23 protein-coding genes are annotated in these 26,822 nt (G+C 71.0%); 16 read left to right on the plus strand and 7 right to left on the minus strand.

What is annotated here, in order from left to right; all coding sequences use genetic code 11:
• The first annotated feature begins 329 nt into the window (after positions 1 to 329).
• Positions 330 to 1,316, plus strand: a complete 987-nt coding sequence (locus tag ACYVAG_RS06420; RefSeq protein WP_460768111.1) for a LacI family DNA-binding transcriptional regulator — start codon at positions 330 to 332, stop codon at positions 1,314 to 1,316.
• Between the two features lie 9 nt (positions 1,317 to 1,325).
• Here ACYVAG_RS06420 and ACYVAG_RS06425 read toward each other — a convergent pair whose 3' ends face one another.
• Positions 1,326 to 2,624: a lactate racemase domain-containing protein gene (locus ACYVAG_RS06425; RefSeq protein ID WP_460768113.1), complete on the minus strand. Its 1,299-nt coding sequence runs from the start codon at positions 2,622 to 2,624 to the stop codon at positions 1,326 to 1,328.
• A gap of 95 nt (positions 2,625 to 2,719) precedes the next feature.
• Here ACYVAG_RS06425 and uxaC point away from each other — a divergent pair, with 95 nt between their 5' ends.
• The 6 genes from uxaC to ACYVAG_RS06455 all read left to right on the plus strand — a co-directional run bounded on the left by uxaC (position 2,720) and on the right by ACYVAG_RS06455 (position 11,754).
• On the plus strand, positions 2,720 to 4,129 hold the full coding sequence (gene uxaC / locus ACYVAG_RS06430) for a glucuronate isomerase (RefSeq protein ID WP_460768115.1): 1,410 nt from the start codon (positions 2,720 to 2,722) through the stop codon (positions 4,127 to 4,129).
• Positions 4,126 to 5,463 (plus strand): mannitol dehydrogenase family protein, encoded by a 1,338-nt coding sequence (locus tag ACYVAG_RS06435; RefSeq protein WP_460768117.1) that lies wholly within the window; start codon positions 4,126 to 4,128, stop codon positions 5,461 to 5,463. Before uxaC ends, ACYVAG_RS06435 begins: the two co-directional genes overlap by 4 nt.
• Positions 5,460 to 7,004, plus strand: a complete 1,545-nt coding sequence (locus ACYVAG_RS06440; RefSeq protein ID WP_460768119.1) for a gluconokinase — start codon at positions 5,460 to 5,462, stop codon at positions 7,002 to 7,004. Before ACYVAG_RS06435 ends, ACYVAG_RS06440 begins: the two co-directional genes overlap by 4 nt.
• Positions 7,005 to 7,933: 929 nt before the next feature.
• On the plus strand, positions 7,934 to 9,502 hold the full coding sequence (locus ACYVAG_RS06445) for a DUF222 domain-containing protein (RefSeq protein WP_460768121.1): 1,569 nt from the start codon (positions 7,934 to 7,936) through the stop codon (positions 9,500 to 9,502).
• A gap of 307 nt (positions 9,503 to 9,809) precedes the next feature.
• Positions 9,810 to 10,391 carry a DUF2231 domain-containing protein gene (locus tag ACYVAG_RS06450; RefSeq protein ID WP_460768123.1) on the plus strand — a complete coding sequence of 194 codons (582 nt, stop codon included), beginning with the start codon at positions 9,810 to 9,812 and terminating at the stop codon, positions 10,389 to 10,391.
• 139 nt (positions 10,392 to 10,530) lie between these two features.
• Positions 10,531 to 11,754 (plus strand): winged helix-turn-helix domain-containing protein, encoded by a 1,224-nt coding sequence (locus ACYVAG_RS06455; RefSeq protein WP_460768125.1) that lies wholly within the window; start codon positions 10,531 to 10,533, stop codon positions 11,752 to 11,754.
• Here ACYVAG_RS06455 and ACYVAG_RS06460 read toward each other — a convergent pair.
• The gene (locus ACYVAG_RS06460) at positions 11,711 to 12,286 is read right to left on the minus strand and encodes a CDP-alcohol phosphatidyltransferase family protein (protein ID WP_460768127.1); all 576 of its coding nucleotides are present in this window, start codon (positions 12,284 to 12,286) and stop codon (positions 11,711 to 11,713) included. The genes ACYVAG_RS06455 and ACYVAG_RS06460 overlap by 44 nt on opposite strands.
• A gap of 128 nt (positions 12,287 to 12,414) precedes the next feature.
• On the opposite strand from ACYVAG_RS06460, the gene secA reads away from it, so the two are divergent.
• Entirely contained in the window at positions 12,415 to 15,228 is a 2,814-nt protein-coding gene (gene secA, locus ACYVAG_RS06465; protein ID WP_460768129.1) for a preprotein translocase subunit SecA, read from the plus strand.
• Between the two features lie 30 nt (positions 15,229 to 15,258).
• Positions 15,259 to 16,182 carry a polysaccharide deacetylase family protein gene (locus tag ACYVAG_RS06470; RefSeq protein ID WP_460768130.1) on the plus strand — a complete coding sequence of 308 codons (924 nt, stop codon included), beginning with the start codon at positions 15,259 to 15,261 and terminating at the stop codon, positions 16,180 to 16,182.
• Positions 16,183 to 16,185: 3 nt separating this feature from the next.
• Here ACYVAG_RS06470 and ACYVAG_RS06475 read toward each other — a convergent pair whose 3' ends face one another.
• The 3 genes from ACYVAG_RS06475 to ACYVAG_RS06485 all read right to left on the minus strand — a co-directional run bounded on the left by ACYVAG_RS06475 (position 16,186) and on the right by ACYVAG_RS06485 (position 18,482).
• Complete coding sequence (locus tag ACYVAG_RS06475; RefSeq protein WP_460768132.1) at positions 16,186 to 16,668, minus strand: Rv3235 family protein; 483 nt, start codon at positions 16,666 to 16,668, stop codon at positions 16,186 to 16,188.
• A 141-nt stretch (positions 16,669 to 16,809) separates the two neighbouring features.
• The gene (locus tag ACYVAG_RS06480; RefSeq protein WP_460768134.1) at positions 16,810 to 18,087 is read right to left on the minus strand and encodes a hypothetical protein; all 1,278 of its coding nucleotides are present in this window, start codon (positions 18,085 to 18,087) and stop codon (positions 16,810 to 16,812) included.
• Positions 18,087 to 18,482: a cupredoxin domain-containing protein gene (locus ACYVAG_RS06485; protein ID WP_460768135.1), complete on the minus strand. Its 396-nt coding sequence runs from the start codon at positions 18,480 to 18,482 to the stop codon at positions 18,087 to 18,089. Before ACYVAG_RS06485 ends, ACYVAG_RS06480 begins: the two co-directional genes overlap by 1 nt.
• A 171-nt stretch (positions 18,483 to 18,653) precedes the next feature.
• Between ACYVAG_RS06485 and ACYVAG_RS06490 the strand changes: the two genes are divergently transcribed.
• The 6 genes from ACYVAG_RS06490 (at position 18,654) to pruA (ending at position 24,945) form a co-directional block, all read left to right on the plus strand.
• The gene (locus tag ACYVAG_RS06490) at positions 18,654 to 20,156 is read left to right on the plus strand and encodes a wax ester/triacylglycerol synthase family O-acyltransferase (protein WP_460768137.1); all 1,503 of its coding nucleotides are present in this window, start codon (positions 18,654 to 18,656) and stop codon (positions 20,154 to 20,156) included.
• Between the two features lie 5 nt (positions 20,157 to 20,161).
• Positions 20,162 to 20,626: a DUF6912 family protein gene (locus ACYVAG_RS06495; protein WP_460768636.1), complete on the plus strand. Its 465-nt coding sequence runs from the start codon at positions 20,162 to 20,164 to the stop codon at positions 20,624 to 20,626.
• A gap of 1 nt (position 20,627) precedes the next feature.
• Positions 20,628 to 21,488, plus strand: coding sequence for a non-homologous end joining protein Ku (gene ku, locus ACYVAG_RS06500; RefSeq protein WP_460768138.1), 861 nt, complete (start codon positions 20,628 to 20,630; stop codon positions 21,486 to 21,488).
• Positions 21,489 to 21,707: 219 nt separating this feature from the next.
• Positions 21,708 to 22,262 (plus strand): cysteine hydrolase family protein, encoded by a 555-nt coding sequence (locus tag ACYVAG_RS06505; RefSeq protein WP_460768141.1) that lies wholly within the window; start codon positions 21,708 to 21,710, stop codon positions 22,260 to 22,262.
• Positions 22,263 to 22,269: 7 nt separating this feature from the next.
• Entirely contained in the window at positions 22,270 to 23,184 is a 915-nt protein-coding gene (locus ACYVAG_RS06510) for a GlxA family transcriptional regulator (protein ID WP_460768142.1), read from the plus strand.
• A 132-nt stretch (positions 23,185 to 23,316) separates the two neighbouring features.
• Positions 23,317 to 24,945: an L-glutamate gamma-semialdehyde dehydrogenase gene (pruA, locus tag ACYVAG_RS06515; protein WP_460768143.1), complete on the plus strand. Its 1,629-nt coding sequence runs from the start codon at positions 23,317 to 23,319 to the stop codon at positions 24,943 to 24,945.
• A gap of 9 nt (positions 24,946 to 24,954) precedes the next feature.
• On the opposite strand, the gene ACYVAG_RS06520 is transcribed toward pruA, so the two are convergent.
• Positions 24,955 to 25,752: a class I SAM-dependent methyltransferase gene (locus ACYVAG_RS06520; RefSeq protein ID WP_460768145.1), complete on the minus strand. Its 798-nt coding sequence runs from the start codon at positions 25,750 to 25,752 to the stop codon at positions 24,955 to 24,957.
• Between the two features lie 27 nt (positions 25,753 to 25,779).
• Here ACYVAG_RS06520 and ACYVAG_RS06525 point away from each other — a divergent pair, with 27 nt between their 5' ends.
• A complete protein-coding gene (locus ACYVAG_RS06525; RefSeq protein ID WP_460768146.1) occupies positions 25,780 to 26,055 on the plus strand; it encodes a hypothetical protein in 276 nt (91 codons plus the stop codon).
• A gap of 171 nt (positions 26,056 to 26,226) precedes the next feature.
• Here the strand turns inward: ACYVAG_RS06525 and ACYVAG_RS06530 are convergent, their stop codons facing one another.
• The gene (locus tag ACYVAG_RS06530; RefSeq protein WP_460768148.1) at positions 26,227 to 26,697 is read right to left on the minus strand and encodes a DUF2505 domain-containing protein; all 471 of its coding nucleotides are present in this window, start codon (positions 26,695 to 26,697) and stop codon (positions 26,227 to 26,229) included.
• Positions 26,698 to 26,822: the final 125 nt, after the last annotated feature.

Genomic DNA, 26,822 nt, shown 5'->3' on the forward strand with positions numbered 1-26,822 from the left:
CCAACGGAGCGACCCCGGGGACGTTCGAGTCCCGAAAGGTCGTTTGAGTCTGTTGGAACCGACTCGAACGACTTTTCGGAACTCAAATGTGGGGGAGGCGGTCGCCCCCTCGTCCCTCTGGCGCCGGCTCGGAGAGCGTTCGGCGTGGGTGGGGTGGGGGCCGGGCACCCGCGAGTTCGGCGAAGCGGCGTAAAGACGCCGCGAGCGCACGGGACCCAAGAACTCACGACTCGGCGTCCCAGCCGCAAGCCGAAGCTCGCGGAGCCCGGAACCCACCCCAACCACGCCTGGCCCGGTCCACGAAGAGCCCGCCCCGATAGCATCGGCTCATGTCCCCCGCACCCACGATCTATGACGTGGCACGTGTTGCGGGTGTCTCGCCGTCCACCGTCAGTCGTGCGCTCAGCAAGCCCGGCCGCGTCTCCTTCGAGACCGCCGAGCGCGTACGCGCCGCTGCGGCCGAGCTCGGCTATCGCACGCGTACGCTCCATCGCGACGTGAGCTTCACCGCCGGGCTCATCGTCCTCGCTGTCGCCGACATCACCAATCCCGTGTTCGCGCCGCTCATTCGGGGCGCGCAGCGCACCGCCGAGGAGGCCGGGCACCACCTCATGCTCGTCGACTGCCACGGTTCGCCCGAGGTCGAGGAGGAGATCCTGACGCGCCTGGCCGGGTCGGTGGACGGCATGATCCTGACCTCGTCGCGCATGCCCGATTCCGCGATCCGTCGCTTCGCCAAGCAGGTTCCGCTCGTCGTGCTGAACCGTGTCGTCACCGATGTGCGCTCGGTCGTCCCCGACAACCTCCGCGCCGTACGCCGGGCCGCCGAGCTGCTCGGCCAGCACGGCCACCGCGAGGTCGTGTGGCTGTCGGGTCCCGAGCGCTCGTGGGCCGATGGGATCCGCTGGCGGGGGCTGCGCGAGGTCGCCCACGAGCTCGACCTCCGCGTACGCCGGCTCGGTCCCGCCGACCCGACCATCTCCGGTGGGGCGTCGCTTTTCGAAGCCTGGCAGGAGAAGCCGTCGACGGCGGTGATGGCCTACAACGACCTGCTCGCCATCGGCTTCGTCGAGGCGGCGCGGCGGGCCGGCGTACGCGTCCCCGGGGACGTGAGCGTGATCGGCTTCGACAACATCGTGAACGGGGCCCAGATGACGCCCGCGCTCACGACCATGGCGGCGCCGCTGCTGACGCTCGGGGTGACCGGCGTCCACCACCTGCTGTCGGTCGCCCAGCACGGCGACGCGCGGGCGCCGGTGCACCTGCCCGTACGCCTGGTCCTGCGCGATTCGGTGGGGCCAGCGAAGACCGCCTGACTTGTACGCTCACCGCAGCCGGTGCAGCACCTCACCCGCGTGGGGCACGACGAGCGTGTCCGGGTCGGCCTCGTACGCCGCCACGTCCACCTCGGCCGGGTCGAGGTAGCCCAGGTTGATGGATTCGCAGACCTCACGGGGAATGCCGGTCGCCAGGGTCACGCGTACGCGGTTCTGCTCGCCGCCCTCCGGCGTCCACGTGCCCATGCCGCGGAGGTGGGTCGAGTGGGCGAGGACGCCCCAGTGGTGGTGCTTGAACCGGTCCCACTGGCCGACGAAATAGTCGCGGTTGTGATAGCCCACCTCGAGGATATCGGGGTGCATGACCGAGACCTCGGTGATGTGGGGCGCATAGATGATGACCTCGCCGCCGTCGGCCACGATCGGCTCGAGCTTGTAGAAGCCCTTGGCGCCGGTCCAGATGTCCTCATATTTCGTCGGCATCATCGACAGGACACGCTTCACGGGCCGGTCCAGATAGGTGATGTGGGTCTCCGCCGACACGTCGGAGGCGGCCGCCCACGCGTCCTCCGGCGTGCCGATCGCCACGGCGTGCAGCGTGTCGGAGCCCGACGCGACGACCAGACACACAGCCAACCGCTGCGCCGGGATCATCGCCGACGCCTCGTTGATCAGGGCCCGCACGGGGGTCACGCCGCGCGACCCGATCATGGTGTAGCTCGTGATCAGCGCCCCCACCCAGTGGGACAGGTCGATGAGGTCGGCGCCGGCGACGCCGGGATAGAAATATTTGTTGCCACCCGAGAATCCCACCACTTCGTGGGGGAACACCGGCCCGACCACCAGCGCGACGTCGGCCTCGGCGACGTGGCGGTTGATCTGCACCGACACGCCCTGGTCGTGCAGCCGCCCGCCGGTCAGCTCGGTGACGCGCTCGGCGGGGATCTGACCGAGCGTGGTGAAGGTGTCGGGGTCCCAGTGCTCGTGGTTCAGCACCGTCATGCCGGGATAGGTCGCCTCGAGCTCGCCCTCGGCGAAGCCCAGGTGGCGCGCGATCGCCGCGTCGGTCATGGCCTGGTGGGTGCCGAGCGCGACGACGGCGGTGAGGGCGCGCACGCGGCCGTGCAGCGCGCGGTGGACCGCGCCGAGCACCAGCGGCAGGGGACAGGACCGCGTCCCGTCGGGGATGACGACGCAGACGCGTTTGCCGTCCCAGTCGTACGCGGCCAGCTGATCGGCCACGAAGGCGTCGACGGCGGCGGGGTCGAGGTGGTCACCGGGCCCGCCGAGCGTACGCGCGCGGGTCGCGTCGCCGGGGTCGGTGCCGAAGGCGTCAGGCGTGCTCATGGAGTCAGGGTAGTCCCGACTCCTGCGGTCTGGTGAGGCGCGGAAACATCTGGCAACCGGTGGCGATCCCCGCCCCGGCCCCGCAGGATGGCCCCATGGCATCACTGGAGCTGCACCCCGACCGGCTGTTCCCCGTCGACCCGACGGTCCGCGACATCACGCGCGAGCTGTACGCGTCGGTCGCCGACCTGCCGATCATCTCGCCGCACGGGCACGTGCCGCCGGCGTGGCTGGCGGAGGACACGCCGTTCGGCGACCCGACCTCGCTGCTGATCACGCCGGACCACTACGTGAACCGGCTGATGCACGCCTCGGGCGTCGACCTGGGGGAGCTGGGGGTGGGCTCCTCGGGAATGACCGAGGCCGAGTCCCGCCACGCCTTCCGCCTCCTGTGCGAGCACTGGCCGATCTATCGGGGGACCCCCGTGCGGCTGTGGTTCGAGTCGATCCTCGTCGACGTGTTCGACGTCCACGTCGTGCCCGCGGCCGACACCGCCGACGCGATCTATGACGCCATCGCCGCCAAGCTGGCGACCCCGGCGTACCGGCCCCGCGCGCTGTTCGACCGCTTCCGCATCGAGGTGCTCGCCACGACCGACGACCCCTGCGACGACCTCGCCCACCACGCGGCCATCGCCGCCGACGATTCCTTCACCGGAAGGGTTCTGCCGACGTTCCGCCCCGACCGATATCTCGAGCCCGGGCGCGACGACTGGGCCGAGCTCGTCGATCGACTCGGCGAGGTCGCCGGCACCGACACGTCCACGCTGGCCGGCTGGGTGGACGCCATGGAGTCGCGCCGCGCCCACGTCAAGGCCCACGGCGCGGTGTCGGCCGACCATTCCCACGCCGACCCGGGGATGGTCCCGCTCGAGCCGTCCGAGGCCGAGCGCCTGTACGCCGGATTCCGTAGCGGGGAAGGGAACGCGGCCGAGGCGGACCGCCTGCGCCGCCACCTCCTGTTCGAGATGGCGCGCATGTCGAGCGAGGACGGCCTCGTCATGACCCTCCACCCGGCGGTGCACCGCAACCACCACATGGCGACCTTCGAACGCTTCGGCGCCGATGTCGGCTGCGACATCCCGATCGCCGTCGAGTGGACCCACAACCTCGAGCCCGCGCTCAACGCGTTCGGCACGAACCCGAACTTCCGCCTCGTGCTGTTCACGCTCGACGAGACCACGTTCTCGCGCGAGATCGCCCCGCTGGCGGGCTTCTATCCCAGCGTGTACGCCGGGGTGCCCTGGTGGTTCATCGACGCCCCCGAGGCGATCCGTCGATTCCGCTCCGCGGTGACCGAGACCGCCGGGTTCACCCGCACCAGCGGCTTCATCGACGACACCCGCGCGTTCTGCTCGATCCCCGCGCGCCACGACATGTCGCGTCGCCTCGACGCGGGCTTCCTCGCCCAGCTCGTCGCCGAGCACCGCCTCACCGAGGACGAGGCCGCCGAGACCATCCACGACCTCGTCGCAACCCAACCCAGGAAGGTGTTCCGACTGTGACCGACCACGCCACCGAGAACCAGGCCACCGAGAACCACGCCCCGCGCCTGTCGCGCGACCTCCCCGGCATGCCGCCAGCCCCGCCCGTACGCATCGTCCACGTCGGCGTCGGCAACTTCCATCGCGCCCACCAGGCCTGGTACACCCACCACGCGCCCGACGCCGCCCAGTGGGGGATCGCGGGGTTCACCGGCCGCTCCGCCGCCATGGCCGAGGCGCTGACCCCGCAGGACGGCCTGTTCACGCTCGTGACGCGGGCCGCCGACGGCGACAGCTGCGAGGTCATCGGGTCGATCGCCGAGGTCCATCCGGCGGCCGACGAGGCCGCGTTCCTTGCCCTGCTGGCGAATCCCGAGGTCGCGGTCGTCACCGCGACGGTCACCGAGCAGGGGTGGCTGAGCGGCGATCTGCCCGCCCGCCTGGCGGCCGGGCTGAGGGCCCGCCGCGACGCCGATGCCGGGCCGATCACGATCCTGTCCTGCGACAACCTTCCCCACAACGGATCCGTGGCCCGCGACGTCGTGCTCAAGGCCGCCGCCGACGACGACCTCGCCGCCTGGATCGACGCCCACGTGGACTTCGCCTCCAGCATGGTCGACCGCATCACGCCCGCAACGACCGACGAGCTGGTCTCCGTGGTGGACACCGAGTGCGGCCACCACGACGTCGCGCCCGTGCCCACCGAGCCCTTCGCGGAGTGGGTCATCGCGGGCCGCTTCCCGGCCGGGCGGCCGCGTTGGGAGGACGCGGGTGCGACGCTGGTCGACGACGTGGAACCCTATGAGCGCAGGAAACTGTGGCTGCTCAACGGTTCCCACTCCCTGATGGCGTACGCCGGCTCGATCCTCGGCCACACGACCGTCGCCGAGGCCATTGCCGACCCGCGCCTGCGCCGCTGGGTGGAACAGCTCTGGGACGAGGCCTGCCGCCATCTGACGCTGCCGGCCGACCACCTGGCCGACTACCGCGCCGCGCTGCTGGACCGGTTCGCGAACCCCCGCGTACGCCACAACCTGGCCCAGATCGCCGGCGATGGGAGCTCCAAGATCGCGGTGAGGATCACGCCGATCCTCACCGCGGAGCGGGAAGCCGGCCACCTGCCGGAGGGCGCGGCCACCGCCTTCGCGGCGTGGGTCGCCCACCTGCGCGGCCACGGTGCGCCGGTCAAGGATGCGGAGGCCGGTGCGTACGCGGAGGCCGCCTCGGAATCCGAACCCACACAGGCGATCCGGGGCGTACTCTCCGCCCTCGGCGAGGACGCCCTCGCCACAGACGACGCGCTCGTGGACCTCGCGGCCGCGCGCCTGGCCGAGTTGGAGGACGGGGACCGGTGACCGAGCACGGCTTCCTCGACCCGCCGGTCCACATCGGTCTCGACGTCGGCACCACCGCCGTCAAGGTCGCGGCCTTCGACATCGGGGGCACCGCCGGGGCCCGCGCCATGGCCGTACGCCCGTGCGCGCTCCAGCAGCCGCAACCGGGGTGGCAGGTGGTGGACCCGGCGGCGTTGCTGAAGGCCGTGGACCAGGCGATGGAGTCGTGCCTGCGTCAGCTCGGCGGCGCGCAGGTCGTCACGATCTCCGTGTCCACGGCGATGCACGGCCTGATGGCCTTCGACGAGGACGTACGTCCGCTCACACCCGTGGTCACCTGGGCCGACGCGCGCGCGGCCGACGTGGTGGCGTCGCTGCGCTCGGAGGGCCTGGCGACGATGCTGCTGCAGCGCACCGGCACGCCCGTGCACACCATGAGCCCGCTCGCCAAGGTGATGTGGTTCGCCCGCAACGAGCCCGACCTCGTGCGCCGCGCCCGCTGGTGGGGCGGCATCAAGGAACTCGTCATCCACCACCTCACCGGTGGGCTGGTCTCGGAGTTCTCGAACGCCTCGGGCTATGGGCTGCTCGACGTGACGACCCTCGACTGGGACGAGGTCGCCCTCGAGATCGCGGGACTCGACCGCGACCGTCTGCCGGAGGTCGTCGACCCGACCACCGCGTACGACCTGCGGCCGGAACTGCGTGAGCGCTGGAGTCTCGACGCAGGGACGCGGGTGGTGATCGGCGCCGCCGACGGGCCGCTCGGCAACCTCGGCACCGGCGCCCTGACCCCCGGCACTGTCGGCCTCTCGCTCGGCACCAGCGGCGCGGTCCGCATGACCGTCGCCGAGCCCACGTTCGATCCCGAGGGCCGCCTGTTCTGCTATGCGCTCACTCGCGACCTGTGGGTGGCCGGCGGGCCGGTCTCCAACGGTGGCATCGCGTTCGACTGGGCCGCGCGTACGTTCGCCTCCGACGTCGTCGAGGGCAACGATCCCGGCCAGGCGCTGGAGATCGCCGCCACCGCACCGGTGGGCAGCGACGGGTTGGTGATGGTGCCCTACCTGCTGCCTGAGCGGGCGCCCTTGTGGGACGGCGGGATCCCGGGGGCCTACCTGGGGATGCGCTACGGCCATCGCCGCCAGCACTTCCTCCGCGCCGCGCTCGAGGGCGTCTGCCTGCAGGTCGGGTCGATTGTCGACGTGCTCGAGACCGTGGAGCCGGTCACGTCGATCCGGGCGACCGGCGGGCCGTTCCGCGCCCAGCTGTGGCGCTCGGTCATGTCGGCGGTGCTCGACCGCCCGTTCTTCGTGGCGTCCGATGCGGGCGGGACGGCTCTGGGGGCGGCGGCCCTCGGCGTACTGGCGGTGGGGGAGGCCGACTCGCTGGAGGCTGCGCTGACCTCGTTGGGCGGCCGGGTGGCGGGCAGCGATCCGGAGGAGCGGCCACTGGCGGTCTCGCGCACGGACGCGGCGGCGTACGCAGCCCTCCGGCGCGGGCTGCCGCAGCTGATCGAGGGCTATCAGGAGGTGGCGAGCCTGTACGCGGCGCGGCCCTGATCTCAGGGTTCGTGTGCGCGGTCGGTGCGCCGCTGCGCCGAACTCGCGGGTGCCCGGCCTCCGTCCCAACTGCGCCGACGTTCTCCGAGCGAGCGCCAGCGAGACGAGGAGCAGGTGACCGATCCGAGGAGTCGCGGTCGCGCTGGCTGAGCGAGGAACGAGTCGAAGCGCTCTGGAGGTCACGTTGGCTGAGCGAGGAACGAGTCGAAGCCACTCGCGGTCACGCTGGTTGAGCGAGGGACGAGTCGAAGCCCCTGGGGGTCACGCTGGCTGAGCGAGGAACGAGTCGAAGCCACCCCCCGGGCTCACGCTGGCTGAGCGAGGAACGAGTCGAAGCCACCCCCCGGGCTCACGCTGGCTGAGCGAGGAACGAGTCGAAGCCCCTGGGGGTCACGCTGGCTGAGCGAGGAACGAGTCGAAGCGCTCTGGAGGTCACGTTGGCTGAGCGAGGAACGAGTCGAAGCCACCCCCGGGCTCACGTTCTCCGAGCGAGGAACGAGTCGAAGCCACTCGCGGTCACGCTGGCTGAGCGAGGAACGAGTCGAAGCCCCTGGGGGTCACGTTGGCTGAGCGAGGAACGAGTCGAAGCCACTCGCGGTCACGTTGGCTGAGCGAGGGACGAGTCGAAGCCCCTGGGGGTCACGTTGGCTGAGCGAGGAATGAGTCGAAGCCCCTGGGGGTCACGCTGGCTGAGCGAGGGACGAGTCGAAGCCCCTGGGGGTCACGTTGGCTGAGCGAGGAACGAGTCGAAGCCACCCCCGGGCTCACGTTCTCCGAGCGAGGAACGAGTCGAAGCCACCAGCCCGCGATCACCTTCTGCGACAGAAAAAAATAGTTCGAGAAACTTTTCACGCACCCCTGTTCTGGGTCCGAAATTGTCAGACCCCCTTCCTAGGCTGGAACCATCACCACACCACCAGGGGGGAACCATGGACGATCTCATCGAACACCTTCTTGCGAAGGGAAAACCCGACCGCACCGCGGTCATCCTCGGCCTGAAGGATGCCGCCGACCGCCAACACCAGGCCGAGATCGACCAGATCTCGTTGATCGCTGCCGCAGCAAGGGCGTACTCGTGGATCAACGAACCGCTGTCCGACAACGATTCCGCGCCGTCGGTGCTTCATGGCGAACGGCTGATGGTTCTCGGTGGTGATGGTACGCCGGAGGTCGCCGAGTTCTGTTCGTTGGAGGTCGGTCCAGCGCTCGGCATCTCGCCGGACGCCGCCGCCCAGCTGATCGCCGACGTCCTCGACCTTCGTCATCGTCATCCGAAGTTGTGGGCGCTGGTGATCGGCGGCTACGTCCGTGTCTACGCCGCACGGAAGGTTGCCCAACTCACCCGGACTCGTGAACTCACCCACGAGATGGCGGGTGAGGTCGACCGGCAGCTCGCCCCGTTCGCCCCGCAATACACCGTCACGCGGCTGCTCAACCAGGCCGAACTGTTGTGTGATGTCGTCGACCCCGAGGGTGCCGAGGCCCGGCGGAAGGCCGCACTCGAGCGGCGGTTCGTCAACGTGCGTGCTGGTGAAGCGGGGACCGCGCTGGTCACGGGCCAGGTCGATGGCCCCGCCGGGCTCCGGCTCGACCAGACCGTCACTCAGCTCGCGGGCATCCTCCGTGACGCCGGACACCGGGACTCGGCCGACGGTGATGGCACGGTTGTCGATGGGGCGGAGGTCGACCGGTTGGACGAGCAGTTCGCCGTGCTGCGCGCCCAAGCGCTCGAACTCCTGGCCGACCCCGCCCGCGCGGGACGCGTCCTCGGCGCCGGAACCCTCGACCTCGACGGCACTGACCAAGCCGACACGTCGTCGGGATTGCCCTCGCGCAAGGACCTGCTCGAGCTCGTGGTCCATGTCCGCCCGGACCAGGTCGATCGCGGTGCGGGCGGCCAGGTCACCGTCCTCGGCTCGGTCGCCCGCTCCCAACTCGACGCGCTCCTCGCGAACGCCGAGAAGGTCACCGTCCGGCCGGTCCTGGATCCGGAGGTGCCCCACGTGACGGTCGGCTACGAACCCACTGAGGCGCAACGCCGGGAAGTGTTGCTACGGGAGGAATTCGAAGCGTATCCCTTCTCCACAAGGAAATCAGCGAGCACATTCATTGACTTGGACCACGTCACCCCCTTCCCCCTCGGTGCGACGTGCACCACGAACCTGACCCCGTTGTCGAAGCGGGTCCACCGGGCCAAGACGTTCGGCGGGTTCACCTCCACGCCGGTCCGGCCGGGCGTGAAGCACTGGAAGACCCCGACGGGGCAGGAGTTCTGGACCACTCCGCACGGGACTTATACGCGGAGCCCTGACACCGACCTGGTCATCGACCCAACAGGCACCCAGCGAAGAATCCGACAGGCCACCCGGCGAGCCGCCGAACTCGCCGACAAGCACACCAAACAACAGATCAAGGAGGAAGCACGAGCTGCTGCAGAACGACTGTTCGCTCAGATGAGCCCAGCCCTCATCCCCCTCACGGAGGACACCGCCGCCTGAGCCAACCGCACGATCGCGGCCCACCTCACTGCTGACCGACCCGCCAGGAGAACCCACCCGGCGGGCGCGAAGCATGCCCCCAGCGAACCAGCCGGCTCCTCGTCTCGCTGGCGCTCTCTCGCAGAAGGTGGACCGGTCCTCAGGTCGTCACGACTCCTCGTCTCGCGGAGCCTGTGCTGAGCGAGGCCGTCCGCGGCCGAGACGAAGTGCTCGCGCGGAGGACGTCCCGGCGATCTCCGACCCCGGGCGGAGCCGAATCTCCCACGAGGGCCAGACTGGTGACCACGCCCGCATCCCTGGAGGAACCATGGCCACCGATCGCCCCACCCGCAGCTTTCCGAAGGCCCAGAGCCCTCTCAGCCCCCTCATGCAGAAGCTCGAGCGCGCCAGCGGCCTCGACGGGGCCGTCGCCGCGGTCCAGCCCGTCATGGACGCGGTGACGGCGAACCCTGCCGTACGCGGCGCCCTGCAGGGTCGTTCGCTCGGCCACGCCCTCCACCCGCTGCTGGTGCAGGTGCCCATCGGGGCGTGGATGAGCGCGTCCGCGCTCGACGCGACGGGCGCCGACCCGGACGGCCGCGCCGCGCGACTCCTGGTCGGGCTGGGATTCCTCGCCGTCCCGCTCTCCGCGCTGTCCGGGTGGGCCGAACTCGCCGAGACCGGCCAGCGGGAGAAGCGCGTCGGAGTCGTGCACGCGGTCGCCAACGGCGCGGGCGCCATCCTGCAGGGCGCGTCGTGGGTCGCCCGCGGCAAGGGTCACCGCGGCATCGCCGCGCTCACCTCGGTCGCCGCGCTGTCGTTGGTGGGCGCCGCAGGGTTCCTGGGGGGTCACCTCGCGGTCGCGCGCGACGTGGGTACGCACGACCCGGTGTTCGACGACACGATCTGAGGGGGCGGCTCCCAGGGCCAGCGAGGTGGCTTCGACTCGCTGGCGCTCGCTCAGCCAGCGTGGGGACGCGCTCGCTCAGCCGGCGTGGGGGACGCGCTCGCTCGCAGAGCCTGTCAGACCGGTCGGCTAGCGTTCCCCCATGCACCCCGCACCTGTTCGCCTTGGCCTTCCCGCCGCCCGGCGCATCGCGCTGGCAGCGCAGGGGTTCGACCGGCCACGGCCGGACCGCCCGCCGACGATGCGCGACGTCCAGCGTGTGATCGATCGCCTCGCCCAGTTCCAGATCGACTCCATCAACGTGGTGGCCCGTGCCCACTACCTGCCGCTCTATTCGCGCCTCGGCCCCTACGACACCGGGCTGCTCGACCGTGCGTACGGCCGCGCGCCCCGTCGCATGTTCGAGTATTGGGGCCACGCCGCCAGCCTCGTCGACGTCAGCCTCCAGCCCGCCCTCCGCTTCCGCATGGCCCGTGCCCGCGAGGAGTCCTGGGGTCGCATGCAGCGCATCAGCGCCGACCAGCCCGATCTCGTCGACCGCATCCGCGCCGACGTCGCCGAGCGCGGCCCTATCACGGCCCGCGAGATCGACGCGCTCCACAACCCCGAAGGCGCCGAGCGGCGCCGCGACCACTGGGGCTGGAACTGGTCGGACACCAAGACCGCGATGGAGTTCCTGTTCTGGGCCGGCGAAATCACCTCCGCCAGCCGCAACAGCCAGTTCGAACGCAGGTTCGACCTCCCCGAACGCGTCCTGCCGAAATACATCACACAAGAGACCACGCCCACCGATGCCGACGCCGCCCTCACCCTCGTACGCCGGGCCGCGGCCGCGCTAGGGGTCGGCTCCCTCGCCTGTCTGGCTGACTACTTCCGTCTGCCCACGGCCATGACGAAAGCGGCGGTCGACTCCCTCGTCGACGCGGGCGAGTTGATCCCGGCCACGGTGGAAGGGTGGGCGAGGCCCGCGTACCTCTGGCACGAAGCCCGCCGCCCCCGGGCCATTCGCGCCCGCGCACTCCTCAGCCCGTTCGACTCCCTGGTGTTCGAACGGGCGCGGCTGCTCGCGCTGTTCGACTGCGACTACAAGATCGAGATCTATGTCCCCGAGGCGAAGCGGCGCTACGGCTACTACGTCTACCCGTTCCTGCTGGGCGACCGGTTCGTCGCCCGCGTCGACCTCAAGGCCGACCGCGCCCGCGGCGTCCTGCTCGTCAAGGCCGCGTGGCTGGAGCCGGGGGAGGACTCGTCGCGGGTGGCGCCCGAGTTGTACGCGGAACTCCGCACGATGGCCGACTGGCTGGGGCTCGACCGCGTCGAGTTCACCGGCGCCGGAAACCTCGTCCTCGACGCTCCTGGAACCTGATGTCGCGAGCGAAGGACCCGGCGAGCAGGACGAGGGCCACGGCTGTCAGGCCCTGACCGACCCACAGTGGGAGGAACGGGGCCAGGGCGGTCACGAGCGCGACCGCCTGGAACGCGGCGATGAGCCGCCGCGACTGGCGGAACGGCAGCGGCCCGAGCCAGTGGGGACGGACGAGTCCACCCACCACGAAGAGGTAGCGCGCGAGCCCGATCGCCAGGGCCCAGGGCGCCCACGGGACGACGGCGAGGCTGAGGACGAGCAGCACCGCCGCATCCACCTCCATGTCCCAGCGCGCGCCACGCTCGGTCACCGTGCCGGTGTGTCGCGCCACGGGTCCGTCGACGGCATCCAGCACGGTGGTGGGCACCGCGAGGAGGAACAGCCACCAACTCCGCGCCGGGAGGAACCCCAGGTGTTGGACCGCCACGAGCGCGGCGCAGCCGACGCCCAGCGCTCCGCGGAACAGCGTGACCCGGTCCGCGGGGGTCAGCCACCGGCCGGGCGTCCCTGCCCACGGCGTCGGCGAGCTCATGGGCCGAGCCTAGCTGGGGCGCCCTCGCACCCGCGCTGGCTGCGCCCTTGCCCCCCACCCACTAGGCTGGGGAAGGCTGCCCCGCCGCGGGGTGGTGAACGCCGACACACTCAGGGAGACAGGGTCTCGTGGCTGTATTCGACAAGTTGCTGCGCATGGGCGAGGGCAAGATCCTCAAGAAGCTCGGCAAGGTCGCCGACAGGGTCAACCTCATCGAGCCCGACTTCGAGGCGATGACCGACGAGGAGCTCAAGGCCCAGACCGAGGAGTTCAAGCAGCGGCTCGACGACGGCGAGACCCTCGACGACATCATGCCCGAGGCGTTCGCGACGGTCCGCGAGGCGGCCCGCCGCGTGCTCGGCAAGCGCCACTTCGACGTGCAGATCGAGGGTGGCGCGGCGCTCCACTGGGGCAACATCGCCGAGATGAAGACCGGTGAGGGCAAGACGCTGGTCGGCACGCTGCCGGCGTACCTCAACGCGCTGACCGGCAAGGGCGTCCACGTCGTGACGGTCAACGACTACCTCGCCGAGGTCCAGTCGGAGCAGATGGGCCGTGTCCACCAGTTCCTGGGCCTGAGCGTCGGCTGCATCCTGTCCAACATGACGCCCGCCCAGCGGCGCGAGGCGTACAACTGCGACATCACCTACGGCACGAACAACGAGTTCGGCTTCGACTACCTGCGCGACAACATGGCGCTGTCGGTGGAGGAGTGCGTGCAGCGCGGCCACCACTACGCCATCGTCGACGAGGTCGACTCGATCCTGGTCGACGAGGCGCGTACGCCGCTCATCATCTCCGGACCGGCCGAGGACACCCACGAGTGGTATCCGGAGTTCGCCAAGATCGTGACCCGCATGAAGCGCGACCGCGACTACGAGGTCGACGAGAAGAAGAAGACGATCTCGATCCTCGAGCCCGGCATCGAGGTCGTCGAGGACCGGCTCGGCATCGACAACCTGTACGAGTCGGCGAACACCCCGCTGATCTCCTACCTGAACAACGCGATCAAGGCGAAGGAGCTGTTCAAGCTCGACCGCGACTACGTCGTCATGGACGGCGAGGTGCTGATCGTCGACGAGCACACCGGGCGTACGCTCCACGGCCGCCGCTACAACGAGGGCCTCCACCAGGCCATCGAGGCCAAGGAGCAGGTGGAGATCAAGGACGAATACCAGACGCTCGCCACCGTCACCCTCCAGAACTTCTTCCGCATGTACGACAAGCTCGCCGGCATGACGGGCACCGCGAAGACCGAGGAGTCGGAGTTCCAGAAGATCTACGGCCTGTCGGTCGTGCCGATCCGCACGAACAAGCCGATGATCCGCAAGGACAACAAGGACCTCATCTATCGCACCGAGCAGGCGAAGTTCGACGCGATCATCGCCGATGTGGCCGAGCGCCACGAGAAGGGCCAGCCGGTCCTGATCGGCACGGCGTCGGTCGCGAAGTCGGAGATCCTGTCGCAGATGTTGAAGGCAGCCGGCGTGAAGCACGAGGTGCTGAACGCGAAGAACCACGCGCGTGAGGCCGCGATCGTCGCCCAGGCAGGAAAGCGTGGCTCGGTCACGGTCGCCACGAACATGGCCGGCCGCGGCACCGATATCATCCTCGGCGGCAACGCCGAGTTCCTCGCCGACCTCAAGCTGAAGCAGCAGGGCATCGACCCCCACGAGCACGCGGAGGCGTACGAGGCTGCCTGGGCCGACACGCTCGCGGCGTTCGAGGAGGAGGCCAACGCCGAGCACGAGGAGGTCGTCGAGGCCGGCGGCCTCTATGTCGTGGGCTCCGAGCGCCACGAGTCGCGCCGCATCGACAACCAGCTCCGCGGTCGTTCCGGCCGTCAGGGCGACCCGGGCGAGTCGCGGTTCTACCTCTCGCTCGGCGACGACCTGATGCGCCTGTTCAAGTCCGACATCGTCGAGTGGGTGCTGAACGCGCTGAAGATCCCCGACGACCAGCCCATCGAGGACAAGCGCGTCTCGAACTCGATCGCATCGGCCCAGAAGCAGGTCGAGTCGCAGAACTTCGAGATGCGCAAGAACGTCCTGAAATATGACGACGTGATGAACCGCCAGCGCCACGTGATCTACGCCGACCGGCGTCGGGTGCTCGAGGGCGCCGACCTCGAGGAGCAGCTGCGCGGCACCGTCGACCAGGTCGTGGGCGCGTACGTCGTGCAGAACACCCAGGGCTTCGCCGAGGACTGGGACCTCGACAAGCTGTGGGCCGACATGCGCTCGCTGTATCCGGTGACGCTCGACATCGAGGACTACCTCGAGGCCGAGATCTCGCAGGAGACGCTGATCGAGGACTTCCAGGCTGACGCCCAGAAGGCCTACGACGCCCGCGAGGAGACCATCGGCGAGGAAGGCATGCGCGACCTGGAGCGCCAGGTGCTGCTGACCGTGCTCGATCGCAAGTGGCGCGAACACCTCTATGAGATGGACTACCTGCGCGAGGGCATCGGCCTGCGCGCGATGGCACAGCGCGACCCGCTCGTGGAATACCAGCGCGAGGGCGGCGACATGTTCAACGCCATGCGCGACGCGTTCTTCGAGGAGGTCGTGGGCTTCATCTTCCAGGTCGAGGTCCAGGTCCCCGAGGTGCGTCAGCTCGCCGACGCCGAGGGCAACGCCATCTCCGCCGACACGCTCGAGGCCATGCTGGCCACCACGGCCGAGGACCGCTCCGAGCCCACGAACGAGGAGCTGGCCGAGCGCGAGGAGAAGGCGGAGCCCGAGCACGTCCGCGTCAAGGGGGCCGGCGAGCGCCGCGCCCGCACGCTGAACTATTCGGCCCCCGGCGAGGACGGCAACGCCGAGGAGCGCGCCGAGGCCGAGCCCGGCGACGACGACGCGTACGCCGGGGTCGGCCGCAACCAGCAGTGCCCGTGCGGTTCCGGAAAGAAGTTCAAGGCTTGCCACGGCAAGAGCGCGTGATCGGGGCCGTCGCGTCCTTATGATGGGCGCGTGACCCACCCCTCGAAGTTCCTGCTGCCCGTGACCGTCGGCCTCGCGCTGGCGGTCACGGCCTGTTCCGGCACCGACCAGCGCGTGGCCGCGCCCGCGGCCACGTCGGCGCCGCCTCCCGCGCCCGCCCCGGCCGCAACCCCGGAGCCCGCCCCCACGCCCACGCCGACCCCGGCGAAGACGACGCCGGCCTCGGCGACCCCGGCGAAGACGCCGTCCGGCAAGGCCTCGTCGGCCGCCCCCGCCAGCCCCTCGGGCAGACCCGCGCCCGCACCCGCGCCGGGGGTCCAGCCCCCTCCGGGCGCGCCGGTGGACTGCGCCAAGGTGAAGTGCGTGGCGCTCACGTTCGACGACGGGCCCGGCAAGGACACCCCGAAGGTCCTGGAGGCGCTGACGTCGCGCGGCGCCGTCGCGACGTTCTTCATGCAGGGCCCGTCGCTGCGGACCTATCCCGACATCGCCCGTCAGGTCGCCTCGACCCCCGGCATGGAGCTGGGCGACCATTCCTGGACCCACCCCAACCTCACGGGTCTCGGCCGCGACGGCGTGAAGAAGCAGCTGTCGCAGACCCACGGGAAGATCAAGGAGCTCACCGGCAAGGACGTGACGGTGTTCCGCCCGCCGTACGGGTCCCACAACGCGATGGTCGACGGTGTGGCCAAGGAGCTCGGCGAGTCCGTGATCCTGTGGGACGTCGACACCATGGACTGGAAGTCGCGCAACGCCACCGCCGTCCGCGGCGAGGTCAAGCGGCTGACGAAGCCCGGGTCGATCGTGCTCATGCACGACATCCATGCGTCGACGGTCGCCGCCGTGCCGGGGGTCGTCGACGACCTCAAGGCCCAGGGCTACGTCTTCGTCACGGTCACCCAGCTGATGGGCGGCCAGACGACGCCCGGCAAGACCTACACCAATCGCGGCTGAGCCCTAGGCGCTCGTCGAGCGGGCCTCGCGCGGCGCGCGGGCCGGCCCCAGGTCGGCGACGGTGCACAACCAGCTCCCCGCGGTGCGTTCGAGCCGCAGCGCCAGGGCGATCGAACGTCCCGTGGGCGCGGTCAGGCGCGCGCACGTCTCGACGACGTCGACGGCCGGCTGTTGGGCCCGCAGTGACTGCACCTGCCACTGCACCCGCGGGTCCTGGGCCCGGGCCCAGCCGTTGAGGGCGTCGAGCGCCTCGGCGGTGGTCCACCGGACGAGCTGGGCGGGCGTACGCCGGCCCACGGCCAGGTCGGCCGCCGCGCGGGCGAGCCGCAGTGCGGTCTCCACCGCCGGCGGCTCGGCATCGGTCACGACGGGGACGGCCATGGGGTCGACGAGCCGCAGGGTCAGCGACGCAGCCGGCGTGGGCAGCGCCGCCAGGGGTCGCGGGGTCGGTAGGGGGCGGGGATCGGGGATGAGTGCGATCGACATGGGACCAGCCTGCCGCGCGGAGGGACGCCGGAACGGGGTCGAGGGGAAATCTGTGGACAACTCCTCGACTCGCTGGCGCTCGCTCGCCTCGGAGAACGTTCTCCGAGGCGAGGAGGGCGGGCTCGCCCAGCCAGCGGGGGGTCACGGCGAGAACAGCAGCAGCAGCCCCGCGCAGCTGTAGAACACCATCACCGCCAGCATCGGCAGCTGGCCGACCACGCCCGCGTCGCGACGCACGAGGCGCAGCGACTGCTCGTGGGCCGCGACGATGCCGAGGAGGTGGCCGCCGACGATGCCGACGAGCTGCACCACGGCGGTCACCGTCGGGTGGTCGAACAGCGCCGCGTTGACGCCCATCTCGGCGCTGCCGAACAGGTTCCACCCCCGGCCCAGCGGGTCGGACAGGTGGATCGCGGTGCGCTGGCCCTCGACGACGAGCAGGCTGAAGTAGTGGGCGATAGCATAGCCCGCGCAGATCGGCAGCACCGTCGGCGCCATCAGCCGCGGCAGGTCGCGCGCCGGCACGTCCGACCAGCGGGCCATCGCCCGGGCCGCCGCCCCGTAGGTGACCGCCACGATCGTGATCATCGCCAGCAGCCCGCCGGTGCCCCAGACCCAGCCGGGGATCGCCGAGTCCTGCACCGCGCGGATCCACAGGGTCGTGTTCGCGAACGAGTCGTACGCGGTGGCCCCCAGCAGCACCACCACGACGGCCGCGAGGCCGCGCGGCGCGTCGAACGACAGGAGTCCGCGCAGGGGGTTGACCGCGTGGAGGACTCCGTCGACCCGGCGCAGCCACGACAGCTCGGCGAGCGAGGACGCGTACGCCGCGAATGGGTCGGCCGCCCGCAGCCAGCGGCGCCCGAACCACAGCGCGCCGCCGACGACCGCGATCGCCCACGCGACGAACCAACCGCGAAACACCGGCAGCGTGGCGCGGTCGGGCTGGACCAGCTCCAGCCACGCGAACGCGGCGAGGCCGAGGGCTGCCGGCCACACGCCCACGCGTACGGCATTGACGCTCCCGAAACCCTGCTCGGGAAGGCGTTCCAGCGGGTTCGCCCAGCGCCAGGCCTGGCCCGCGAGCAGCGAGATCGGCACCAGCCCGACCCACAGCCACGCGAACACGAAGCCGAACACCGGGTTGGTGTAGAGGTCGCGCCCGAACCACAGCGCCGCGAGCACGAGCAGCCAGACCCCGGCCACCAGAAGCTGGGCGACGGCCCGCGTCGCGGGATGGTCGACGACGCGGGTGAGCCGCGGCAGCGGGCGGCCGGCGGTGCCGACGAGCCGGGGCGTACGCCACGCCAGGCCGAGCAGGGCGAACGACAGGACGAGGACCGCGACAGTGCCGCCGACGACCGCCTCGAAGGGGAGGGGAAGGTCGTGGCGCGACGCGATGCCGTGCAGGAGGCGCATCAGCGGATGTTCAGGCGCGCGATCACCCGCGGCGGGTGATGGCTCTCGACCTCGAACTGCCCGATCTTGTCGGCGACGAACGTGAAGTCGGCGGGCTTGCCGGGGCCGACCTCCACCTCGCGGTCATAGCCGTGCACGTGGATCGAGTCGGGCGCGTCGCTCGTCGCCGTCACGTGCACCGTCGCGCCCTTCGGCACCTCGATCTTGGCGCCCGACGGGTCGACCCTACCCCCGGCGATGGTGATCTTCAGCTCGATCGGGCCCGACGGGGCCGGGGCGGGCGCCGCCGACTGGCAGGCGGCGAGCACCGCCACCGCCAGCAGCGCGGCGACGACCGACAGGAGGCGCCGGGGTGACAGGGAAGGTCGGACGGACGGCGTGGTTCGGGGTGACATCGGGGCCTTTCGTGGTGGAGCGAGGGTGCGCAGGCGTGCGTACGCACCACCATGGTCCACGAACGGCCCCGGGCGCGGGTTCCCCCGGGGCGCGTGGGACGGCAGGCGGTACCGTGATGTCAGTCACGAGCACGCACGAGCAATGATTCAGGAACGACGCGAGGAGGATCGATGCCGGACCGGCTGAGCGCGCGCGAGGTCACCATGCTGGCGGGGGACACGCTGCACACGCCCGCCCACGTCGGCACGGTCGACGTGTTCGCGGCGTCGGAGGACTTCGACTACGGCGCGCTGGTGTCGCTGATCCGGGACCGGCTCGACTTCGTGCCCCGCTATCGCATGCGCGTGCGCCAGGTCCCGGGGGCCCTCGCCGCGCCGGTGTGGGTGGAGGACGAGGACTTCGACCTGACCTATCACGTGCGGCGCTCGGCCCTGCCTCGGCCGGGGACGATGGAACAGCTGCGCGAGTTCGTGGGCCGCGTCATGGCCCGACGCCTCGACCGCGACCGCCCGCTCTGGGAGGTCTATCTCGTCGAGGGTCTCGAGGACAACCGCTTCGCCATCGTGACCAAGACCCACCAGGTGCTCGTCGACGGCGTCGACGGCGTCGACCTCGGCCAGGTGTTGCTCGACGAGTCGCCGGACGACGAATGGGACCCCGACCGCGAGCCCGCGCGCTGGGAGCCGGTGCCGGAACCGCGCCCGGTCGACCTGCTGCTGGGCGCGCTGGCCGAGGGCCTCGGCGACGCCGACGCCCTGATCGAGTCGGCGCGCCGCGGCGTCACGGGTCTGCTCGGCACGGCGGTGACCATCGGCGAGGCCATGGGCGGCATCGGCGGCACGCTGGGCGAGCTCGCCGGGTCGGCGCTGCGGGGCAGCGGACGCGTACGCGGGGACTCGCCGCTGGCCGGCATGCCCTCGGAGCAGCGGCGCTTCGCGACGATCGCGTTCGACCTCGAGGAGCTGCGCTCGCTGCGGATGGAAGAGCGCTACACCGTCAACGACGTCGTGCTCGCGCTGATCGCGGGAGGCTTGCGCGGCTGGGTCGCGACCCGCGGCGAGAGCCTGCGCCGCGGCGAGCTGCTCGCGATGGTTCCGATGAGCGTGCTGGAGGAGGAGGACGAGCCGACCTCGCTGGGATCCAACGTCGCGCCCCACCTGATCTCGCTCCCGGTGGGGGAGGCGAACGCGCTGATGCGGCTCCACCAGGTCAGCTTCGGCACGCGAGCCCACCTCGACACCGGACGCGCGGTCGGCGCGCGCACGCTCAGCCAGATCGCGGGCTTCGCGCCCACCACGCTGCACTCCCTGGGGGCGCGGGTCTCGAACGTCGTCACGCGGCGCGCCCACGACCTGCTGATCACCAACGCGCCGGGGCCGCAGCACGCGCTGTACGCGGCGGGGGCTCCCATGGTCGCGAGCTATCCCATGCTGCCGCTGGCGCCGGGCCAGCTGCTGGCGATCGGCGTGACGTCCTACAACGGCGAGGTCTTCTTCGGGTTCACCGGCGACCGCGACGCGCTCAGCGACCTCGACGTGCTCGCGCAGTGCGTCATCGACGCCCGCGACGAGCTGGCCCAGACTGCGGCCCTCGCGGCGGCGGCGCGGACGCCCACGCGACCGGCGCGGCGGCGTACGGGTCCTTCGGCCGCCGATCAGGAGGACGTGTCGTGAAGCCCATGGTGTTCGTGCCCGTCTCCTCCGAGGAGTTGGCGGGCTGGGTCGGGGCCGCCTACGCGCCGGACGGCCCGGCGTACTCGGCGACGCCGGGCCTCCTTGCCCTGTTCGGATTCGACGCGTCCGAGGACGAGGAGGCCGACCACGCGGCCCTGGTGTTGGCGTCGCTGGCCTGCGTACGCCGGGGTCTGCCGCGCCTCGTCGTGGCGGCGGAGGTGGCATCGCTGCCGGACGCCGCTCGCGACGACGGGCGCGTGCCCGGCGAGGTGACCGTCGGTCGAGTGCCGTGGCGCGACGTGCGCGCGGTGTTCGTCGACGACCCTGACGACGCCCCGACCCCCGAGACGTTCGAACTCGCGCTCGGCGGCGACCTGTCCGCCCTCGATCCCCACCCGCTGCTGTGGTTCGCCCCCTCGGAGGTCGACCAGCTGCCGCCGTTGTCCCGACCCGAGACCCCAGGAGCCTGACATGCCTCGTTCGACGTGGAAGGGGGCCATCTCGTTCGGCCTCGTGACGATCCCGGTGAAGCTCTACACCGCCACCGAGGAGAAGGACATCTCGTTCCGCCAGGTGCACCCGGAGGACGGCGGGCGGATCAAATACAAGCGGGTGTGCGACAAGTGCGACAAGGAGATCCCGTACGCGGAGATCGCCAAGGGCTATGAGACCGCCGACGGGCGCATGGCGATCCTCGAGAAGGAGGACTTCGACAACCTGCCGCTGGCGACGACGAAGGCCGTCGAGGTCGTGCAGTTCGTCGAGGAGGAGTCGATCGACCCGACCTATTTCGCGAAGACCTACTACATGGAGGCTGATGGGCCGGGCGTGAAGCCCTACGTGCTGCTGCGCGACGCGCTGACGAAGACCGGGCGCGCGGCGCTGGTGAAGGTGGCGCTGCGGTCGCGCGAGTCGCTGGCGCTGATCCGGGTGCACGAGAACCAGTTGGTCATGCACACGATGCTGTGGCCCGACGAGATCCGCGACGGGGAGTTCGCGGCCCCGCCGGAGGAGGTCACAGTGTCGGCGGCCGAGGTGAAGATGGCCCAGTCGTTCATCGACGCGCTGTCGGGGGAGTTCACGCCGGAGGACTACAAGGACTCCTATCGCGAGGCGCTCGAGGAGGTCGTGGCGGCCAAGCTGTCGGGTGTCGAGATGGCCGAGGAGGCCGACGAGCCCAAGGGCGAGGCCGAGGTCGTCGACCTGGTCGCTGCGCTGCGCGCGTCGGTCGAGGCGGCGAAGAAGCGGCGCGAGGCGGAGAAGGGCGACTCCGACTCCGGCGCCAAGTCCGACGCACCGAAGAAGACGGCCAAGAAGTCGAAGGCGAGCTGAGGGGCACGTCGGCTGAGCGAGCGCGGTCTGACGTTGGCTGAGCGAGCGGGTTTGACGTTGGCTGAGCGAGCGCCAGCGAGTCGAAGCCATCTGGCCAGATCGTTCCGCCCCCCGTTGGCTGAGCGAGCGCCAGCGAGTCGAAGCCACCTGGCCAGATCGTTCCGCCCCCCGACCTGATCGGCTCTGGTCGCCGGGCCTGCGGCAGGGGAGTCTGGTGTCATGACCGACACCGCACTCCTCGTCATCGACGTCCAGGACTCCTTCCGCGCGCGCCCCGATTCGTGGGCGGCGATGCAACCGGCCGACATCGCCGATCGCTGCTCGCGTCTGGTGGCCGACGCCCGCTCGCGCGGTGAGCTCGTCGTGTGGGTGCTCCACGCCGAGCCCGGCAGCGGCGGGGTGTTCGACCCCGAGAGCGGCCACGTACGCCTGCTCGAACCCCTCGATCCCGACGCCGGGGAACCCCTGCTCCACAAGACATCCCACAACGCGTTCACGTCGACCGACCTCGGGCAGCTGCTCGAGGAGCGCGGGATCACCGCGGTCCGCGTCTGCGGCATCCGCACCGAGCAGTGCTGCGAGACGACGGCCCGACTCGCGTCCGACCTCGGCTTCACAGTCGAGTTCGTCGTCGACGCGACGGCGACCGACCCGCTGCCGCGGTGGGACGGGTCGGGCACGTTCTCGCCGGCCGAGGTCGTCGAGCGCACGGCGTCGGCGCTGCAGGGGAGATTCGCCCGGGTGGTCAGGCTGGAGGAGGTGCTGGCACGATGACCACATCATGACCACCCCCGTCCGCTTCCTGCTCCCGCCCGGCCTCCACCTGCTCGACCTCGCCGGCCCGGCCCAGGTGTTCTCCACCGCGAACGACCACGGCGGGGCGTACGTGCTGGAACACCTGGCCGAGACGTCGACGGTCGCCACACACCAGGGCGTCGAACTGGCCGCTCGGACGGACTGGCCCGAGCCGGACGGGCGCGGTCTGGTGGTCGTGCCGGGGTGGCGGGTGGGGACCGGACGCGTACGCCAGCCCCTCGGAAAGCCTGCCCTGCAGTGGATCCGCCACCACATGACCGCGGGCGGCGAGGCCGTCAGCGTGTGCGCCGGGGCCTGGTCGCTGGCCGCTGCGGGCGTCCTCGACGGGCGACGAGCCACCACCCACCACGACGTCCAGGCGGCCCTGGCCGCCCGGTTCCCTCGCGTCACCGTCGTGCCCGACGTGCTGTTCGTCGACGACGGCCCGATCCACACGTCAGCAGGGATCGCGTCGGGCATCGACCTCGCCCTCCACCTCGTCGCGCGCGACCTCGGACCGGCCGCGTCGGGGCGCGTGGCGCGGGCCATGGTCGTCTACGCCCGCCGCAACGGGGACGAGCCCCAACAGTCGGTGTTGCTGGGCCGCCGGGCCCACCTCGTCGACGCGGTGCATCGCGCGCAGGACGTGATCGAGGGGCGATACGCCGACCCGCTGCCGCTCGAACTGCTGGCGGGCGAGGTGGGGGTGAGCGCGCGTACGCTCACCCGACTCTTCGCCCACGCGCTCGGGACGACGCCGCTGCGCCACCAGCAGGCCGTGCGGGTGGAGCACGCCGAACGCCTGGTCGGTCAGGGGTGGACGCGGCAGGCGGCGGCGCGGGCGGTGGGATTCGCGGACGCGCGGATGCTGCGGCGGCTGGTGCGGGAGCGGGCGGGGTAGGCGGGCTTCGACTCGGCCGCAGGCGGCCTCGCTCAGCCAGCGTGGGGGCTGTGGGCGGCCTCGCTCAGCCAGCGTGGGGGCTGTGGGCGGCCTCGCTCAGCCAACGTGCGCTCCCTCAACTATGGTTCGTGGGTGGATATCTTCAGCCCCGTACCCCAGCCCCGCAACGAGACCGTCCTGACCTATGCCCCCGGCACTCCCGAGCGCGCGACCCTCGAGGCCGAGCTTGCGAAGCAGTCCGCGCAGGGTCCCATCGACCTCACCGCCCGCATCGACGGCGAGTCGCGCATGCCCGGCGGCGAGAAGTTCGACGTGACCATGCCGTCGGACCACCAGCACGTCCTCGGCCACTCGGCCGAGTCGACCGCGCAGGACGCCACCGACGCGATCGCCGCGGCCGCCGCCGCGGCTCCGGCCTGGGCCGCGCTGCCGTTCGCCGAGCGCGCCGCGATCTTCCTGCGCGCCGCCGACCTGCTCGCCGGCCCCTGGCGCGCTCGCCTGAACGCCGCGACGATGCTCGGCCAGGCCAAGACCGCCCAGCAGGCCGAGATCGACTCCGCGTGCGAGCTGATCGACTTCCTGCGCTTCAACGTCGCGTTCGCCGAGCAGATCATCGGCGTCCAGCCCGAGAGCTCGCCCGGCGTGTGGAACCGCACCGACTATCGCCCGCTCGAGGGCTTCGTCTATGCGATCACCCCGTTCAACTTCACCGCGATCGCGGGCAACCTGCCGATGGCCCCCGCGCTCATGGGCAACGTCGTGCTGTGGAAGCCGTCGACCACCCAGCAGTACGCGGCCCACCACACCATGGAGCTGTTCCGCGCCGCCGGACTGCCCGACGGCGTCATCAACCTGCTGCCGGGTCGCGGCGAGGACATCTCGTCGGTGGCGCTCACTCATCCTGACCTGGCCGGCATCCACTTCACCGGCTCGACCAAGACCTTCCAGATGCTGTGGAAGACCGTCGGTGAGAACATCGCGAACTATCGCTCCTATCCGCGCATCGTCGGCGAGACCGGCGGCAAGGACTTCGTGCTCGCCCACCCGTCGGCCGACGTCGACGTCCTGCGTACGGCGCTGCTGCGCGGCGCCTTCGAATATTCGGGACAGAAGTGCTCCGCGGCCAGCCGCGCGTACGTCCCCCGTTCGCTGTGGGAGCAGATGAAGGACGACCTGGTCGCCCAGGCCGACGCCATCACCGTCGGAGACGTGCGGGACCTGTCGAACTTCACCTCGGCGGTCATCGACGAGCGCTCCTTCACCAAGCTGTCCGACGCGATCGACCGGGCGAAGGCGGCCGACGACGCCGAGGTCGTGGCCGGCGGCTCTGTGGACCGCTCGACGGGCTGGTTCGTGCGCCCGACGATCGTGACGACCGAGAACCCCGACCACGAGGTGCTCACCACCGAGTTCTTCGGGCCGCTGTTGGGTGTCTACATCTACGACGACGCCGACTTCGACGAGGTGATCGAGGTCGTGGACCGCACGTCGCCGTACGCGCTGACCGGCGCGATCATCTCGGAGGACCGGTATGCGACCGAGCGCGCGATGAAGGGTCTGCGCCAGGCGGCCGGCAACTTCTACATCAACGACAAGCCGACCGGCGCGGTCGTCGGCCAGCAGCCCTTCGGCGGCGCCCGCGCATCGGGCACCAACGACAAGGCCGGCTCGATGTGGAACCTCATCCGCTGGACGAGCCCGCGCTCGGTCAAGGAGACGTTCGTGCCGCCGACGGCGATCGACTACCCGCACATGGGCTGAGGCGTCTCGCTAGGGCTTTCGCGCCACGATCTCCCCGTGCAGCAGCGACAGCCAGCCGTCGGGTGAATCGGCCCACCGCAGCCACGCGCCACGGATCTGATCCAAGTCCGTACGCGTGGCTGCTCCGTCGTCCAGCGCCTGACCGGCGAAGCGTGACTGCAGGACGCGGTCGGCCCACATGCCGCCCCACCACGCGCGGTCGTCGGGCGTGGCGAAGCACCACGTGCTCGAGGTCGGGGTCACGTCGGTGAGCCCGGCCTCGCGGGCCCAGCGGGCGAGGTGACGACCGGCGTCCGGCTCCCCGCCGTTGGCCCGCGCGAGGCGCTGGTAGAGGTCCATCCACCCGTCCAGTGCGGGGTCGGCGGGTGCCCAGACGAAGCCGTGGTAGTCGGAGTCGCGTACCGCCACGAGCCCGCCGGGGCGGCACACGCGCCACATCTCGCGCAGCGCCTGCACGGGGTCGCCGACATGCTGCAGGACCTGGTGGGCGTGGACGACATCGAAGCTCGCGTCCGGGAAAGGGAGGGTGTGCACGTCGCCGGTGGCGTACGCCAGCTCGACCCCCTGGCGCTCGGCCTCGGCGCGGCACAGGTCGAGGGCGTCCTCGGTGGGTTCGAGGGCGGTGACATTGGGCCCGGAGCGGGCGAGGTCGACGGTCAGCGTGCCGGGGCCGCACCCGATGTCGAGGAGGCTCTCGCCCGGGCGCAGGTGGGGCAGCAGGTAGGCCGCCGAGTTCTCCGCCGTGCGCCAGCGGTGGGAGCGCAACACGCTCTCGTGGTGGCCGTGGGTGTAGGTCGCATGCGCCATGCGGCGACGCTCTCATAGGCTGGGGGAATGGCCATCAGGATCCACTGTGCGGACGCCGAGACCGCGGACGAGTTCGTCGAGACGCTCACCCTCGGAGGCTTCATGGCCTCCACCGAGGCCGAACGGTTCGCGGGCGAGGACGACGACGAGGACGTGGTGCACGTCGTGACCACCGACGCCCCGGTCGACGCCGTCACCGAGCTGGTCGGCGACGGCGACGAGTTCGTCGAGGTGTCCGACCCGACGACGGGCGTGCGGGCGGGTGTGCCGGCGACCTACCTGCCGAACGGGCCGAAGAAGTAGGGATGGCCATCGCCGGGTGAGTTCACCCGACGATCCTCATGTCCTCGATCCGCCCTGCGCGAGGAGATGGCGATCGTTGGGCATACACACCCAACGATCTGCAGGAATCAGGCGGGCCATCGCGCAGGCCGGTCAGGTAGGCGCGACCCGGCGGCCCTCGTCAGCGACAGCTCAGCGCGCCAGCCACTTGTCGCCCACCTGCTGCTGGATGCCGATCCCCTCGAGGATCGCGGGGGCCGCGGCCTTCTCGAGCTTCTTGCCCAGCAGGGGGATTTTCACGGTGAGGTCGCCGTTGACGGTGATCTGGGTGCCGCGGCCACCGGGGGCCAGCGAGACCCGGCCCGGCATGGTGACGGGCTGGCCCGGCACCTTGAGGTCGAGCGTGCCGGTGCGGGAGCCGTCCGGGCCCGCCTCGCCCCACACGACCTCCTCGATGACGGTCAGGCTCGGGCCCGCGAACTTCGCCATCTCGGGCGGGTTCGGCAGGACCCGCTTCGAGCGGGTGGTCGAGCCGGAGACGGCGACCTCGTGCTCGGTGGCGCCCGACGCCTTCGCGACCTCGGTCAGGAATGCCTCGTCGGTCAGCATCGCGTACACGGTCTGGGGATCGGCGGCGAAATCTGCGGTGGTGGAGATGTCCATGGCTTCACTATGCCCTACGCCGTCGACGGGCTACTCGCGCGTAGGTCACGGCGCGCCGAAACCCCCGCGACCGATGGTCAGACGTGCCGTCTAGGGTGGGCCGGAGGGCACGACGACGTGCCCGC

It is taken from the genome of Mariniluteicoccus flavus (genome assembly GCF_054776655.1).